At 74.5% G+C, this 14,786-nt stretch carries 14 protein-coding genes; 10 read left to right on the forward strand and 4 right to left on the reverse strand.

All coding sequences use genetic code 11. From position 1 onward, the window contains the following. Positions 1 to 17 precede the first annotated feature (17 nt). The 4 genes from ACFYZF_RS29160 (at position 18) to ACFYZF_RS29175 (ending at position 1,578) form a co-directional block, all read left to right on the forward strand. Complete coding sequence (locus ACFYZF_RS29160; protein ID WP_161684768.1) at positions 18 to 236, forward strand: type II toxin-antitoxin system VapB family antitoxin; 219 nt, start codon at positions 18 to 20, stop codon at positions 234 to 236. Beyond that, positions 233 to 661 (forward strand): PIN domain-containing protein, encoded by a 429-nt coding sequence (locus ACFYZF_RS29165; RefSeq protein WP_387026162.1) that lies wholly within the window; start codon positions 233 to 235, stop codon positions 659 to 661. The genes ACFYZF_RS29160 and ACFYZF_RS29165 overlap by 4 nt, the downstream gene beginning before the upstream one ends. Positions 662 to 899: 238 nt before the next feature. Next, positions 900 to 1,184, forward strand: coding sequence for a hypothetical protein (locus ACFYZF_RS29170; protein ID WP_387026201.1), 285 nt, complete (start codon positions 900 to 902; stop codon positions 1,182 to 1,184). After that, positions 1,171 to 1,578 (forward strand): DUF5130 family protein, encoded by a 408-nt coding sequence (locus ACFYZF_RS29175; protein WP_387026163.1) that lies wholly within the window; start codon positions 1,171 to 1,173, stop codon positions 1,576 to 1,578. Before ACFYZF_RS29170 ends, ACFYZF_RS29175 begins: the two co-directional genes overlap by 14 nt. 66 nt (positions 1,579 to 1,644) lie before the next feature. On the opposite strand, the gene pepN is transcribed toward ACFYZF_RS29175, so the two are convergent. Next, positions 1,645 to 4,197, reverse strand: a complete 2,553-nt coding sequence (pepN, locus tag ACFYZF_RS29180; protein ID WP_387026165.1) for an aminopeptidase N — start codon at positions 4,195 to 4,197, stop codon at positions 1,645 to 1,647. Between the two features lie 248 nt (positions 4,198 to 4,445). On the opposite strand from pepN, the gene ACFYZF_RS29185 reads away from it, so the two are divergent. The 4 genes from ACFYZF_RS29185 (at position 4,446) to ACFYZF_RS29200 (ending at position 7,386) form a co-directional block, all read left to right on the forward strand. Further along, positions 4,446 to 5,045, forward strand: a complete 600-nt coding sequence (locus tag ACFYZF_RS29185) for a disulfide bond formation protein DsbA (protein WP_387026203.1) — start codon at positions 4,446 to 4,448, stop codon at positions 5,043 to 5,045. 251 nt (positions 5,046 to 5,296) lie between these two features. Continuing rightward, complete coding sequence (locus tag ACFYZF_RS29190) at positions 5,297 to 5,596, forward strand: hypothetical protein (RefSeq protein WP_387026167.1); 300 nt, start codon at positions 5,297 to 5,299, stop codon at positions 5,594 to 5,596. A gap of 11 nt (positions 5,597 to 5,607) precedes the next feature. Beyond that, entirely contained in the window at positions 5,608 to 6,807 is a 1,200-nt protein-coding gene (locus ACFYZF_RS29195) for a DUF1015 family protein (protein ID WP_350886224.1), read from the forward strand. A gap of 111 nt (positions 6,808 to 6,918) precedes the next feature. Then, positions 6,919 to 7,386 (forward strand): ribose-5-phosphate isomerase, encoded by a 468-nt coding sequence (locus ACFYZF_RS29200; RefSeq protein ID WP_387026168.1) that lies wholly within the window; start codon positions 6,919 to 6,921, stop codon positions 7,384 to 7,386. 4 nt (positions 7,387 to 7,390) lie between these two features. Here the strand turns inward: ACFYZF_RS29200 and ACFYZF_RS29205 are convergent, their stop codons facing one another. Next, positions 7,391 to 7,729, reverse strand: coding sequence for a hypothetical protein (locus ACFYZF_RS29205; protein ID WP_387026170.1), 339 nt, complete (start codon positions 7,727 to 7,729; stop codon positions 7,391 to 7,393). A 77-nt stretch (positions 7,730 to 7,806) separates the two neighbouring features. Continuing rightward, on the reverse strand, positions 7,807 to 9,042 hold the full coding sequence (locus ACFYZF_RS29210; protein ID WP_387026172.1) for a GNAT family N-acetyltransferase: 1,236 nt from the start codon (positions 9,040 to 9,042) through the stop codon (positions 7,807 to 7,809). A 109-nt stretch (positions 9,043 to 9,151) separates the two neighbouring features. Here ACFYZF_RS29210 and ACFYZF_RS29215 point away from each other — a divergent pair, with 109 nt between their 5' ends. Beyond that, entirely contained in the window at positions 9,152 to 9,718 is a 567-nt protein-coding gene (locus tag ACFYZF_RS29215) for a hypothetical protein (protein WP_387026174.1), read from the forward strand. A 286-nt stretch (positions 9,719 to 10,004) separates the two neighbouring features. Beyond that, a complete protein-coding gene (locus ACFYZF_RS29220) occupies positions 10,005 to 11,885 on the forward strand; it encodes a propionyl-CoA synthetase (RefSeq protein WP_387026176.1) in 1,881 nt (626 codons plus the stop codon). Positions 11,886 to 11,988: 103 nt separating this feature from the next. On the opposite strand, the gene ACFYZF_RS29225 is transcribed toward ACFYZF_RS29220, so the two are convergent. Then, complete coding sequence (locus tag ACFYZF_RS29225; RefSeq protein WP_387026177.1) at positions 11,989 to 14,775, reverse strand: Hsp70 family protein; 2,787 nt, start codon at positions 14,773 to 14,775, stop codon at positions 11,989 to 11,991. Positions 14,776 to 14,786: the final 11 nt, after the last annotated feature.

The raw sequence follows: 14,786 nt of genomic DNA on the forward strand, positions 1-14,786 counted from the left end.
TTTATATACTCGACCGCGTGAAGACTGTTATCGATCTTGATGATGAGCTGCTCGACCGGGCCCGGCGGGAGTTGGGCACCAAGAGCAAGAAGGACACGATCCACGCCGCGCTCCGGCTGGTCGCCGAGCGGAGCGAGCGGATGGAGGCCATCCGCGAGCTACTGGCCATCGACCGGGACTGGACCGGACTCTTGGAGGACGACAAGACGCCCGAGGGTCGGCAGGACGCGGCGTGAGACCTCCCCCCGGCCTATATCTGATTGACACCTCCGCCTGGGGACGGCTGCGGCAGCCGACTGTGCGGAAGCGGATCTCGGTGATCCTGGAGGAGCGGCTGGCCGCCACCTGTCTCCCCCTGGATTTGGAGGACGGGCGGAGCGCTCGCGACTTCCGGGACGCGATGGCGGTGCGAGCTCGGCGCTCCGAGCTCATGATCGAGCTACCGATCACGGTGGCGGTGGCCACCCGGGCGCGGGATCTGCAATTGGCGTTGACGGCCCGAGGACACCACCGCGCGGCGAGTCCGGTGGACGTCACGGTGGCGGCGGTCGCCGCCGAGTACTCCGCCGTCGTCCTGCACTACGACCGCAACTTCGATCTGATCCGGGACGTGGGTGGCCCGCGATGCGAATGGGTCGCGCCGGCCGGCACCCTGAGCTGACCGCAGCCCGCTGACCGCTGACCGTCGTGTCTGCCGTGCGGCCGGTGGCCGGAGCGGGCAGGATGGGCGGGGTGCGGTGGCGGGTGGGATCGCCACCCCGCAGTCTGGCGGGCCGTCGACTCCGCTAACGTGAACAGGAGCGGAGTCGGGCGGTCGGTGTCCATGATCGTCCACCCGACCCGGGATTCCTGGTCTCTCTTTCCGCCTGGGGGCGTTGGGATTGTCTGTTACCGAGACGTTGCTGATCTTCGTCGGCATCCCGGCGGCCGTGGTGCTGGTGATCGCCGCGCTGGCATTCGCCGGCGGCCCGGGCAAGGGCGCCGCCGCCAAGCGCTACCGGCCGGGCCGGCCCTTCGACTTCACTCCGGTCTGGTTCCTGGGCCGCCCGGAGCAGCTGGCCGACTCGGCCGGCACCGTGCTGGCCGCGGGTGCGCAGGCACCGGCGCTGAGCAGCCACAAGCTTGAGAAGGCCGGCATCGAGGCGCCGGCCGGTGGAACCGGAGGCGCAAGTGACCGTTGGTGAGATCCAGGCCGGCACGGAAACACCGCCCGAGGTGCTCGACGGGCCGTTCTCGACCCGGCAGCTGCTGCGCATCGACGAGGCGCTCCGCCTGGCCGACCAGGGGACCGGGCTGGTCTTCTCGGTCTACGTCGGCGGCCTCGACGAGCCGATCCGCGAGCACGCCCAGCGGCTGCACCGGCAGCTCGCCGATCCCGACCGGTCGGTCCTGATCGCGGTGTCGCCCAACCAGCGCAAGCTGGAGGTCGTCACCGGCCGGCAGGCCCGCAAGCGCATCCCCGACACGTACGCCAAGCTGGCCGCCCTCTCCATGGTGGCGGCCTTCGGCGGCGGCGACCTGGCCGGCGGCATCATCAACGGCCTCGACCAGCTCGCCAGCCACGCCGGCAAGGGCTGAGACGCAGCGGCCCGGGGCCGGCGGGGCTGTTCGCCCGCGCCGGCCCCGGGCCGGTTGACCCTCGCCTCAGGCGCTGCGGGCGTCCCGGTCGCGGGCCCTCAGCGCGCGGACAACGGCGTCGCGGCCCTCGGCGACCAACCGGCGCAGTGACGCCGGCCGCCCGTCGGCGGTGGCCAGCCACGCGTCGGTGGCCGCGACGGTCTCCTCGGAGACCTGCTGGTCCGGGTACGCCAGCTGGACGAACTCCTGCGCCGGCTCGCTGTCCCGCTGCGCCCAGACCTGGTCCACCACGGCGAAGTACTTCTCCCGGTACGGGGCGACCAGCTCCGCCTGCACGGACGGGGCGAAGCCCTGCAAAAGCGCCCGGTTGCGCCAGTTCGGCAGCGCGTCGGGGCCGGTGAGCTGGGCCCAGACGGCGGCCTTGTTCTTCTCCGTCGGCACCAGCGCGTGCGCCTGCGCGGCCTCCCGCTCGCCGCTGGCGGTCCGGTCGCCGGCCAGCTCGGCCTCGATCTCCTCGGCGCCGGCGGCCCCGTTGGCCACCAGCTGCTGGAGGATCGTCCAGCGCAGCTCGGTGTCGACGGCCAGCCCGGCCGGCACGTCGTTGCCGGCCAGCCAGCCCCGCAGCATCGCCAGGCCCTCGTCGGAGCGGGTCGCCGAGGCGACGGCGCGGGCCCAGGCGAGCTGGAACCCGCTGCCGGGCTCGGCGGCGGACAGCGTGGCCTTCGCCGTCCGGTGCAGCTCGGCCCAGCCGGTCGGCGCCCAGGCCGGATCGGCGTAGTAGACCAGCGCGGAGGTCGCCTGACGGAGGGTGGCGGTGACCAGGTTGATGTCGGTCTCCGCGGGCAGCCCGGCCAGCACCAGCGCCACGTAGTCGCGGGCCGACAGCTCGGCGTCGCGGACCATGTCCCACGCGGCCATCCAGCACAGGGCGCGCGACAGCGACGACTCGAAGCCGGCGATGTGCTGCACCACCGTGGCCATCGACCGCTCGTCCAGCCGCAGCTTCGTGTACGTCAGGTCGTCGTCGTTGAGCAGCAGCACGTCCGCCGCCCGCACGCCGTGCAGGGCGGTCAGCTCGGTCAGCTCGCCGGTCACGTCGATCTCGATCCGCTTCCGGCGGACGAGCCGGCCGTCGGTCAGGTCGTACAGGCCCACGCCGATGCGGTGGGTGCGCAGCGTCGGGTACCCGGCCGGCGCCTCCTGCCGCACCACCACCCGCTGATAGCTGCCGTCCGCGTCGATCGTCACCTCGGGACGCAGGGTGTTGACCTGTGCGGTCTCCAGCCACTGCGCGGCGAACTTGCGCAGCTCCCGGCCGGAGGCCGCCTCAAGCTCCGACAGCAGGTCGTCGAAGGTGGCGTTGCCCCAGGCGTGCTTGCCGAAGTAGGCCCGCAGCCCGGCCAGGAACGGCTCCTCGCCGACGTACGCGACGAGCTGCTTGACCACGCTCGCGCCCTTGGCGTACGTGATGCCGTCGAAGTTGACCTCGACCGCCTCCAGGTCCGGCATCTCGCAGTAGACCGGGTGGGTGGAGGAGAGCTGGTCCTGCCGGTAACCCCAGTTCTTCCGGATGGACAGGAAGGTCGTCCAGGCGTCGGAGAAGCGGGTGGCGTTGGCGTTGCACCAGTGGCTGGCCCACTCGGCGAACGACTCGTTCAGCCACAGGTCGTTCCACCAGCGCATGGTGACCAGGTCGCCGAACCACATGTGGGCCAGCTCGTGCAGGATCGTGTTGGCCCGCTGCTCGTACTCGAAGTCGGTGACCTGGGAGCGGAAGATGTAGTGCCCCTCGGCGTGGGTGACGCAGCCGAAGTTCTCCATCGCGCCGGCGTTGAAGTCGGGCACCCAGAGCTGGTCGTACTTCGGCAGCGGGTAGCGCACGCCGAACTGCTGGTGGAAGAAGTCGAAGCCCTGCTTGGTGACGAGGAACAGGTCGTCCGAGTCGAGGTACTGCGCCATCGAGGCCCGGCAGTAGACCCCCAGGTCGATGCCGTCGTGGCTGTCCCGCACCTCGTGGTACGGGCCGGCGCAGAGCGCGGTGATGTAGGTGCTCATCCGGGCCGACGGAACGAAGTGGACGGTCTTGAGCCCCTCACCGGCCGGCACCTCGCGCTCGACCGGCATGTTGGACACCACCCGCCAGTGCTCCGGGACGGTGGCGTGCCAGGTGTAGACGCTCTTCAGGTCGGGCTGGTCGAAGCAGGCGAAGACCTTTTGGGCGTCCGCCGTCTCGAACTGGCTGTAGAGGTAGGTCTCCCCGTCGACCGGGTCGACGGTGCGGTGCAGCCCCTGCCCGCTGTTCGAGTACGCGAAGTCGGCGTCGACCACGAGGGTGTTCTCCCCGGTCAGCCCGGTCAGCGTCAGCCCGTTGTCCGCCGACCAGCCGGAGACGTCGACCGGGACGCCGTTGAGCGTCGCCGAGCGCACCGACTCGGCGGCTGCCTCGATGAAGGTGGATGTGTCCGGTTCGGCGCAGCGGAACCGGACCTCGGTCACCGACCGGAAGGTCCGGGCGTCGGCGGCCTGGACGGCGGTCGACAGGTCCAGACTGATGTCGTACCCGGTGACCTCGAGCAGGCGGGCCCGCTCGGTGGCCTCGACCTGGGTCAGGTTGCGCACTCCCGGCACTGTTCGTCTCCATCCCGTTCTCGCCGTGCGCCGCTGCGGCGCCAGCCCACCGCCCGTTCGTGACGGTCGGTCGGGACCGAGTCTTCCATGGGCGGGCACGTCGCGGTGGGCGACGTCACGCTCTCATTCCGGTACCGGTCAACGCCGGCCAGGGTGGAGGATCGAGGGACAAAGGGTCGGCCCCCCGGCCCTGCCGTTGCGAAGGGAACCTCACCGTGACCGATCGAGTCACTGTCGGCATGTGGTTCGACCCGATGTGTCCGTGGGCGTGGATCACCTCCCGTTGGCTGCTGGAGGTGGAGCAGGTCCGTGATGTGGACGTCCGCTTCCACGTGATGAGCCTGTCGGTGCTCAACGAGGGGCGCGACGTGCCCGAGCAGTACCAGCAGATGTTGCAGAGCGGCTGGGGTCCGGTGCGGGTCTGCATCGCGGTCGAGCAGCAGCACGGCCCGGACGCCGTCCGTGCTCTGTACACCGCCATGGGCACCCGGATCCACCTCGGCAAGGAGGAGCTGGGTCGGGAGCTGTTCGCGGCGGCGCTGACCGATGCTGGGCTGGACCCGGAGCTGGCCGCGGCGGCCGAGAGCACCGCGTACGACAAGGCCCTACGGGCCAGCCACGAGGCCGGGATGCGGCCGGTCGGCACCGACGTGGGCACCCCGGTCATCCACGCCCCCGGCCCGGACGGCGACCCGGTGGCCTTCTTCGGCCCGGTGGTCACCCCACGGCCCAAGGGCGAGGCCGCCGGCCGGCTCTGGGACGGCGTCCTGCTGGTCGCCGGGACGCCCGGCTTCTATGAGCTGAAGCGCTTCCGCCAGGCCGCCCCGACCTTCGAGTAGAAAAGGGCACCCCCTTAACGGCTCAGGGGCAGCTTCTTACGCCGCTCCGCCCGCCGTCGGCCCGGGCTCCGACAGGGCGGCGGCGGGCGGGGCCTGCGGTGTCCGGGCGCTGGACGGGCCGGGCGGTGGGCGAGGGCCTGCGGTGGGCGGCGCGCCGTGGGGGCGTCACCGGGTGGTGCGGGGGTCGTTCCACCGGATGTCCCGGTAACGGCCCGCAGGGGTGGGCCCCCGGCAGCTTGTGGAGGCATCCGATGGGTAAGCACCGCCGTACGTTCGATGACGCGCCGCCGGAAGCGGCGACCACCGGGGAAGCCGGTGCGGCGTACTGGTCCGTGGACGACGCCGGCTGGCCGGCGGTCCGGCCGAACCTGCCGGCCGAGCTGGTCGACCTGCTGGCGCCGCCGATCGTGGTCGGCGTCGCCCGGCCGGCCGCCACCTCGCGGCTCACCGCGCCCGCCGTCGCGTCGGGTCGGCCGGACCCGTCCGGTGTCTCCATTCAACAGGTGGACGGGGTGCGGGGCGCGCTTCGGGGCATGACCGGCCGGCGGTAGCGTCAGCGGACATGACGGTCGTACATCCGATCGCCCGGGCCTGGATCACCACTGGCGGCACCGGCGCGCAGAACTACGACGAGTTCGCCGACGACGCGGAGATCACCGCGATCATCGAGGCGAACCCGCACAGTGCTCTCGGCATCGAGATGCCGCACCGGGCACCGGAAACCCTGGGGAAGTCCTTCCTCGATGCGCTTCCCGACGCGGCGGCCCGCCTCGCCGAGGCCAAGGCCGACGGCAGCTACACCCCGGCCGAGCAGGTGGTGGTCCTCTACCGGATCAGCGCGCCGGGGGAGGAGACCGCGTACGGGCTGTTCGCCATGGTCGACACCGACCAGATCTCCACCAGCGCCGACGAGCCGGGCCTGGTGATCCGCAACGAGGACGTCTTCATCGCCAAGGTCCGCGAGCGCGTCGCCCTCGCCGAGGCGCTCGGGCACCTGCTCTCGCCCGTGCTGCTGCTCCAGACCGGCCGTGGCGACGAGTTGCACGCCGCGCTCGCGGCGGCGACCGAGTCGGCCGGGGCGCCCGCCGCGACCGACACCGACCAGTCCGGGCGCACGCACGCCGTGTGGCTGCTCGGCCCCGGCCCCGAGCAGGACGCGCTGGCTGCCCTGGCCGGCGGCGGCGAGCTGGTGGTCGCCGACGGGAACCACCGCAGCCTCGCCGCCCAGACCGGCGGCCTGCCCCGCTTCCTGGCCGTGGTGACCACCCCCGCGTCGGTCGCGATCCAGCCGTACAACCGGCTGGTCAGCGAGCTGACCGTCACCCCGGCGGAGCTGGTCGACCGGCTCCGCGCGGCGGGCGCCGAGGTCACCGGAATCGACGGTCCGGTCGAGGTCCCGACGGCCGGCGGCACCGTCGCGCTCCGGCTGGCCGACCAGGGGTACGCGGTGCGACTGCCGCACGTCGACGGCGGCCGGCTGGAGAACCTCGACCACGCGCTGGTGGAGCGGGTGCTGATGCGCGACGCGCTCGGCCTCGACCCGGGCGACAAGCGGATCACCTACGTCGGCGGGGACTACCCGGCGAGCTGGCTGACCGGCGAGGTCGAGGCGGGCCGGGCCGAGCTGGCGGTGCTGATCGCCCCGGTGACCGTGGACGACTTCGTCGCGGTCAACCTGGCCCGGGAGAAGATGCCACGCAAGAGCACCTGGTTCACCCCGAAGGCCCGCGGCGGCCTGGTGGTGGCCGAACTGTCCCGCTGAGCGCGCGATACGCCGGCCGACGACCCGGGTGACCAGCCTTTCTGTGACGAAGCCGGCTCCGCGCCGCCGCCCGCTCGGCGGCGCGGACGACGGCCTGACAGACTGCGCGGTATGCGCGTCTATCTGGGATCCGACCACGCCGGTTTCGAGCTGAAGGTGCACCTGGCCGGCCACCTCGCCAAGCAGGGGTACGAGCTGGTCGACGTCGGCCCGCACGCTTTCGACCCGGACGACGACTACCCGGCGTTCTGCCTGCACACCGGCGCCCGGGTGGTCGCCGACCCCGGCAGTCTCGGCGTGGTCATCGGCGGCTCGGGCAACGGCGAGCAGATCGCCGCCAACAAGGTCGCGGGCGTTCGGGCGGCGCTGGCCTGGAACATCGACACCGCCCAGCTCGGCCGGGAGCACAACGACGCCAACGTGGTGGCCGTCGGCGCCCGCCAGCACACCCTGGACGAGGCCACCGCCATCGTCGAGGCGTTCCTCACCACCTCGTTCTCCGGCAACCCCCGGCACGCCCGCCGGATCGACCAGGTCGCCGCGTACGAGCGGAGCCGGGAGCTGCCCGACCTGCCCTGACCCGTCAGCGCCCCGGCCGGGTCAGCGGCCCGGGGCGGGGCAGGTCCTCGCGGGGCATCCAGTTGCGCCGGACGACGACCAGCCGGGCCTCCGCCTCGGCCAGGTCCTCCTCGGTCGGTCGGGCCGCGTCCCGGGCCCGCAGCGCCGCCAGGGGCCCCACCTGGGAGGCGCCGGGCCCGACCAGGCTGCGCAGGCCCCGCTCGCCGTCGCGTTCCTCGCCGGCCGGGCCGCCCCGGCGGCGGGGCGGCTCGACCACGTCCTGCACCCCGGCAGTGGGCGCCGTGGGAACCTCGCCGTCGGAGTGGTGCCTCAGCCGGCGTCGCCGTCGATCCCCATCACCCATCAGCCGACCGTACCGCCCGCGCCGCCGCCGCGCCCCCCTACGTGGGGGCCCGGCCGGCGGGGCGGTGGCGGTGGCGGTCAGAAGATGCCCATTCCCGCCGGGGCCCGGTGCCAGGCGAAGGCGGGCCCGGCGGCGGCCAGCGCGCCGGGGCGCCGCTCGTGGATCCGCCCGGCGTCGGCCAGCGTCGCCAGCCCCGTCCCGCCCAGGTACAGCTCGCCGAGCTCCCGCACGTCGCAGGCGAGGTCGGCCGGCCGGTCGGTGGGCCCGCACCGGGCGTCGTCCGGCCCGCCGGTCAGCCGCCAGCGCCCCGAGTTCTCCGGAAGCAACTCGTCGGTGACCTCGACGACGACGTCCACGTCGGCGGCGTACCGGCGGGCGGCCAGCGCGGTCGGCACGTCCACCACCCGCACCCAGAGCGCGTCGGAGAGCCGGGCCACCAACCGGCGCGGCTCGTCGACCAGGCGCAACAACGGGTCGTCCACCGGCCCCCGGTAGGAGAGCCGGCGGGTCAGGTCGAGCGAGAGCAGCAGCCGCCACAGCGCCAGCCGGGCCGCCGGGTTCGCGGCCACCATCTCCTCCACGATCGTCACGCCGCGTGGGCCGGCGGCGTCGGAGTCCCGGCGCGAGCGCCACAACGCGTACCCGTCGACCTCACCGTCCGGGCCCTCGTGCAGCATCACCCGGCGCTCGGTCGCGCCCGCGCGCTCGTCGGCCGGGTCCGTCAACACGTACCGCCACCACCGGTCGTCCCGGTCGGACCAGCCGGGGCGGTCGGCGCGCAGCCGGTCGTACAGCCGGGCCAGGTCGGCCTGCTGCGCCACCGGCCGGTCCAGGCGCAGCCGGCCCTCGGCGGCGGCCGGGGCGGGCAGCCGCAGTTCGGTGGTGGAGCACTCGACGGAGAGTTCCTGGGCGGCGAGGCCGTAACCGAACCGGGGGTAGATCCGGCCCTCGCTGGCCCAGAGCACGGCCACCGGCTCCCGGCCGGCGTCCCGGATGTCGCGCAACTGCCGGCGCACGAGGCGGGTGAGCAGGCCACGGCGGCGGTGGGTCGGCAGTACCCCGACCATGGTCACGTGGGCCGCCGGCAGCGTGGCGCCCGGGACGGTCAGCTCCCGGGTGAACGCCGAGACGTGCGCCACGAGTTCCGCGCCGTCGTCCCGGACCAGCAGGCTCCGGTGCGGCTCCCAGATGCCCCGTTCGGCCTCGCGGGTCTCCTCGCCGAGGGTGGTGTGGAACGTGATCTCGATCATGCGGGCCAGGTCGTCGAAGTCGTCGGGCCGGCCGACCCGGATCGGTGGTGAAGGGTTCGTCATCGCCCGTGTCTATCGGACACCCCACGGGGCAGGCGACCGATTTGCCGGCTCGTTACCCTCGGAGGTGGGGCCGGCCGGTGCCGGCACCGACGTCAGGGGAGGACACGAGATGGCAGACCAGACACAGCCGTGGGCGGAGCGGACCGTCGAGGTGTCGCCGCAACCGGGTGTCGGGGTGCCGCCACAGCGCGACGTCTTCCGCCGGGGGGTGGCCTCCGTGGGGCAGCCGCGCCCTGCACGTACCGAACCCTTCCCCACGGTCGGGCACGGCGGGCACGGCGGCCACGACGGGCACGACGGGCTCTGGTCCGGCGACGTGCCGGCGCCGCGCCGCCCGTTGAGCTGGCACCTGGCCCGGTTGCGGGTCGGCGGCGAGTGGAGCGCCGCAGGGGGCCTCTTCGCCTTCGTCTGCTGGGGCATCTGGGCCATCTCCGGGCGGGGCGACCTCGGCGCGCCGCTGCTCACCTTCCTGCTGAGCCTGCTGGTCGCGGCCGGCCTGTTCGGGCTGTCCCGACTGCTCGGCCGGGTGATCTGGGAGCGGCAGCTCGGGCGGGTCCGGCGCAGCGCGCGGGGCGCCCACATCGTGACGGCGGTCTTCCTGGTCGGCCTGGGGGTCGCCTACCTCCAGCAGACCGAGTGGGTGGTCTCCGCCTGGAACTGGGTCACCGGCAACTGACCCCGGCCGGGCCGGGGCGGCGCCGGTGCGGTGGTCCTGCGCCCGGGCGGGCCGGCGCGGGGCCGCCCGCCCGGGCACCGGAGTCGCGGTCCGCCGCGACGCCGGCCGTTCCTCACCAGGCGGCGCTGCTTACCCGCCCCACGCGCCTTCATCCGCGGTGGGCACCGACGGCTGACACCGCGGGTCGGCCGTCCGGTCCGCCGTTCGGCGACCCGGCAGGTGCGTCCGGCGCACCGGAGCGGGCCGGCCGTCGTGCCGGCCGGGTGGCACGCCCCACGATGGCGGGATGGGTGCGTATCGAGCAGCGTACGAGCGGAGCATCGCCGACCCGGCCGCCTTCTGGCGGGACGCGGCGGCGGACATCGACTGGCACCGGCCGCCGGAGCGGATCCTCGACGACAGCCGGGCCCCGCTGTACCGCTGGTTCCCCGACGGGGAGCTGAACACCTGCCACAACGCACTGGACCGGCACGTGGCGGCGGGACGCGGCGACCAGCCCGCGCTGATCCACGACAGTCCGGTCACCGGCACGACCCGCACGTACACGTACGCCGAGCTGTGCGACGCGACCGCCCGGTTCGCCGGGGCCCTGCGCCGGCTGGGGGTCGGCCGGGGGGACCGGGTGCTGCTCTACCTGGCGATGGTCCCCGAGGCGGTGGTCGCCATGCTGGCCTGCGCCCGGATCGGCGCGGTGCACTCCGTGGTGTTCGGCGGCTTCGCTGCCCACGAGCTGGCGGCCCGCGTCGACGACGCCCGGCCGAAGGTGGTGGTCGCCACCTCGTGCGGGATCGAGGTGGACCGGATCGTGCCCTACCACCCGATCCTCGACGCGGCGCTGGCGGAGGCCGAGCACGCCCCCGAGGCCTGCGTCATCGTGCAGCGCCCCCAGCACCCCGCGCCGCTCACGCCCGGCCGGGACCTGACCTGGGACGAGGCCCTCGACGGCGCCGAGCCGGCCGACTGCGTCCCGGTCGCCGCCACCGACCCGCTCTACGTCCTCTACACGTCCGGCACGACGGGCCGGCCGAAGGGCGTGGTCCGGGACAACGGCGGCCACGCGGTGGCGCTGCGCTGGTCGATGGCCAACGTCTTCGACATCGGGCCCGGCGACGTGTTCTGGGCCGCCTCCGACGTCGGCTGGGTGGTCGGCCACTCCTACATCGTGTACGGCCCGCTGCTCGCCGGGGCGACGACGGTGCTCTACGAGGGCAAGCCGGTCGGCACCCCGGACGCGGGCGCGTTCTGGCGGGTCGTGTCGCAGCACCGGGTCGCCGCCCTGTTCACCGCCCCCACCGCGATCCGGGCGATCCGCCGGCAGGATCCGGACGGCACGCGGATCGGCCGGTACGACCTGTCCAGCCTCCGGGCGCTGTTCCTGGCCGGCGAGCGCCTCGACCCGGACACCTTCGCCTGGGCCGGCGCGCGGCTGGGTGTGCCCGTGGTGGACAACTGGTGGCAGACCGAGACCGGCTGGCCGGTGGCGGCGAACCCGCGTGGGCTGGAGCCGCTGCCGATCAAGGCCGGCTCGCCGTCGGTGCCCGTCCCCGGGTACGACGTGCGGGTGGTGGACCCGCGGGGCGCGCAGGTGCCGGCGGGCGTCGACGGCTCGATCGTGATCAGGCTGCCGCTGCCCCCGGGCTGCCTGCCCACCCTCTGGGGCGACGACGAGCGATACGTCCGTTCGTACCTGAGCACCTTCCCCGGCTACTACCTGACCGGCGACGGCGGCCGGTTCGACGACGACGGCTACCTGTACGTGATGGGCCGCACCGACGACGTGATCAACGTGGCCGGGCACCGGCTCTCCACCGGGGCGATGGAGGAGGTGCTGGCCGGCCACCCGGCGGTGGCCGAGTGCGCCGTCATCGGCGTGGCGGACCAGCTCAAGGGCCAGGTGCCCAGCGGGTACGTGGTGCTCAAGGCCGGCGTCGAGGTGGACCCGGGCGTCCTCGCCGCCGAGTTGGTCGCCCGGATGCGGGAGCGGATCGGCCCGGTCGCCGCGTTCCGCCGGGTCACCGTCGTGCCGGCCCTGCCGAAGACCCGCTCCGGCAAGATCCTGCGCCGGACGATGCGGGGCCTGGTGGAGGGGCGCGACGAGCCGGTCCCGGCCACCATCGACGACCCGGCCACGCTCGGCTTCTTCCGCAACCTGGCCGCCGCCGACTGAGGCCCCCTCGGCCCCGATCGCACCGCACCGAGGGTCGGGGCCGGGCGGCGCTCGCCGGCCTTGGGGCTGGGGCAGGTGCCCGGGCCGGTCAGGGAGTGGCCGGTCAGGGGCTGGGGGCGAAGCGGTACAGCACGAAGTCCTTCGCCGCGCCGCAGAACAGCACGCTGGTGTTCCACGAGCAGGACTCGCCGCGCACGTCCTTGGCCCGGCCCAGCTCGGCGGGGTCGGGGGAGTCGACCGTCATCCCGGCGATGCTGGGGTCCGCCTCGCTGCCGCTCAGCCTGTCGGCGAAGACCAGGATGTTGCCGGCGTCCAGCCGGACCGCCACCCCGTCCCGGTCCCGCAGCACCGCCTTGCCCTCCGGGTCGAACAGGGTCGACGTCGACTCCGGGTACTGACGCCGCACGAGCAGATGCTCGCCCACCGGCACCAGGTCCTTCGCCCCCGGCGTCGACCAGCGCCGGGGGCCCGCGCCCTCGGTGGCCGCCACCACCTCGGCGCGGTCCGCGTCGCCGGACGGCACCTCCAGCACGCACGCCCGGTGTTCGCCGCAGGCCACCAGCGCCTCCGCCCGCCGCCCGTCCTCGGTGGCGCTGTGCAGGATCGTCGGCTGGGCCACCCGGGTCAGGTCGTAGCCGAGCAGCCGGTACCGGCCGACGGTGGAATCGTCGACCACGTACAGCCGGTCGTCCCGGGCGACCAGGAGGTCGTCGCGGTCCGCGACCCCGGACCAGGTGCGCAGCACCGAGCCGGTGTCCAGGTCGATCAGCCGGGCCGAGCGGTCCGCGCCGATCTGCACGAGCCGGTCGGCCTTCCCGCGCCACGGGTCGCGGGGCGTCCCGTCGGCGTACGCCGGCCCGCCGGCCCCCTCGGCGGTCTCGACGCGCAGCACGGTGCTGCGGGCGTCGCCCGACCCGTCGCGCGGGTTGTCCAGCTTCCATGCCTCCGTGCCGTCGCTCATCCGCAGGCCGACGAGCCGGTTGCCGTCCCGGTCGACGAGTACCGCCACATCCTCGCCGAAGAACACCCGGTCGTCGTCCTGGATCGTCCGGGACCACCGCTGCTCGCCGGAGGCGGCCTTGTGCACCACCAGCGTGCGGGAGGCGCCGACGCCGGACGCGTCGGAGAAGGCCGCCACCGCCCCGGGCACGGCGACGAGCGACTGCCACCGCTCTGACGTCTGCGTAGTCTGCTTGCGCCACCGCTGCGCGCCGGTCTCCGCGTCGACCGCCACGATCTCCAGCCGGTCGTCCGGCAGCGGGTACGCCGCGTAGCCGGTGTCGCCGAGCAGCGCGGTGAAGGTCTCCGCCGGCCGGTCCGTCCCGGCGGGGACGCGCTTGACCTCGGTCAGGGTCTTCTGGAACTCCAGGCCCGGGTAGCGGTCCCGGGTGTACCACAGCGCGACGCCGCCGGCCACCCCGGCGAGGGCGAGCACCGCCGCGACCGTGATCCACAGCGCCCGCCGCCGGGGGGCGGCCGGCGGCGTCGGCGTACCGGAGACGGGCACGCCCCACGGGGCTTCCGGCGTTCCATGCATCCCGGGCGGCCCGGCGGGCGCGGTCGGTGGTATCCCAGGCCCGGCGGGCGTGGTCGGCGCCTGCCCGGGCCCGGCGGCTACGGTCGGCGGCAGCCCCGGCCCGCCGTCGACCCAGGTGGGTGGCAGGCCGCCGGCCCCGGCCACCGCAGGCGCGGTCGCCGGTACGCCCCCGGCGCCACCCGCCGGCGCGGCCGGCGCCGCCTGCCGTGGCGGGCGGGGGGCCGGCAGGTCCGTCAGCGCCCCCTCGGCCACCGGCAGTTCCGGCTGCTCCAGCACGGTCGGCGCGACGCCCAACTCGGCGTGCAGCATCCGGGCCACCAGCGGCATCCGGGTCGGGCCGCCCACCAGGAACAGGCCGACGAGCCGGTCGGGGGTGAGGCCGGCGGCGGCGATCACCCGCCCGGTTTCGGCCACGGCCCGGGCCAGCAGCGGGGTGGCCACCCGCTCCAGGTCTTCCCTGGTGAGCTGGACGACCTCCTGCGATCCCGGCACGACCACCGGTGCGACCGGGGCCCTGGACAGCATCTCCCGCGCCTCGCGGACGCCCTCCCGGAGCCGGTGCAGGTCCCGCCGCTGCCCGGCGTCGGCCGGCTGGGTCAGCGCGGCCCACCGCGCCGGGTCGGTCGCGGACACCAGCTCGCCGAGCCGGCTCGTCAGGGCGGCGTCCAGGTCGAGCCCGCCGAGGTCGGGCACGCCCCCGGTGGCGGTCACGGCGAAGCCGGAGTCGCCCCACGGGTCGGCGCCCTCGTTGCGCAGCACCGCCACGTCCAGGGTGCCGCCGCCCAGGTCGAACACGGCGATGGAGCCGCCGACCGGCACCGGCCGGCGCAGCACCTGGGCGTAGTAGCGGGCGGCGGCCACGGGCTCGCGCAGCAGCCGGGTGCCGAGCGGGGTGGGGCCGGAGAGGGTGTGCTCGGCAGCCTGCGGCCAGCCCGCCCGCAGCAGCGCGTCGGCGAGGACCTGACGCCGGGCGTCGTTCCAGGACGCGGGGCAGGTCAGCACCGCCGGGGGGAGGAAACCGACCGTGGCGACCGCCGTCTGGCCCACCGTGTGCAGGATCGCGGCCAGCAGGTCGGCTGGGGCGTACTCGCGGTCGCCGAGCGGCACGGTGGGGGAGTCGATCAGGCGTTTCGGGTTCGGCTCGTAGCGGCCCGGGTCGGCCTGCGCCAGCCGCTGCGCGTCCCGGCCGACGTGCAGGCGTCCGTCGGCGTCGGCGTACACCCCGGAGGGGACGACCGGCTGCCCGTCGACGAGCAGCGGCCGGGTCCGCCCGTCCGGCCAGCGGAGCACGGCCACGGTGTTGGACGTGCCGAGGTCGACGCCGAGGGCGAAGCCCTCGTGCTGGCCTGCCATGTGCCGCTACC

The organism is Micromonospora sp. NPDC001898, from assembly GCF_042891255.1.
Lineage (GTDB): Bacteria > Actinomycetota > Actinomycetes > Mycobacteriales > Micromonosporaceae > Micromonospora.

Bases quoted from the DNA above. Each gene is read 5' to 3' on its own strand.
- ACFYZF_RS29215 (WP_387026174.1), top strand. From the start codon at position 9,152: ATGGCAGACCAGACACAGCCGTGGGCGGAGCGGACCGTCGAGGTGTCG.
- ACFYZF_RS29210 (WP_387026172.1), bottom strand. From the start codon at position 9,042: ATGACGAACCCTTCACCACCGATCCGGGTCGGCCGGCCCGACGACTTC.
- ACFYZF_RS29190 (WP_387026167.1), top strand. From the start codon at position 5,297: ATGGGTAAGCACCGCCGTACGTTCGATGACGCGCCGCCGGAAGCGGCG.
- ACFYZF_RS29225 (WP_387026177.1), bottom strand. From the start codon at position 14,775: ATGGCAGGCCAGCACGAGGGCTTCGCCCTCGGCGTCGACCTCGGCACG.
- ACFYZF_RS29205 (WP_387026170.1), bottom strand. From the start codon at position 7,729: ATGGGTGATGGGGATCGACGGCGACGCCGGCTGAGGCACCACTCCGAC.
- ACFYZF_RS29200 (WP_387026168.1), top strand. From the start codon at position 6,919: ATGCGCGTCTATCTGGGATCCGACCACGCCGGTTTCGAGCTGAAGGTG.
- ACFYZF_RS29185 (WP_387026203.1), top strand. From the start codon at position 4,446: ATGTGGTTCGACCCGATGTGTCCGTGGGCGTGGATCACCTCCCGTTGG.
- ACFYZF_RS29220 (WP_387026176.1), top strand. From the start codon at position 10,005: ATGGGTGCGTATCGAGCAGCGTACGAGCGGAGCATCGCCGACCCGGCC.
- ACFYZF_RS29195 (WP_350886224.1), top strand. From the start codon at position 5,608: ATGACGGTCGTACATCCGATCGCCCGGGCCTGGATCACCACTGGCGGC.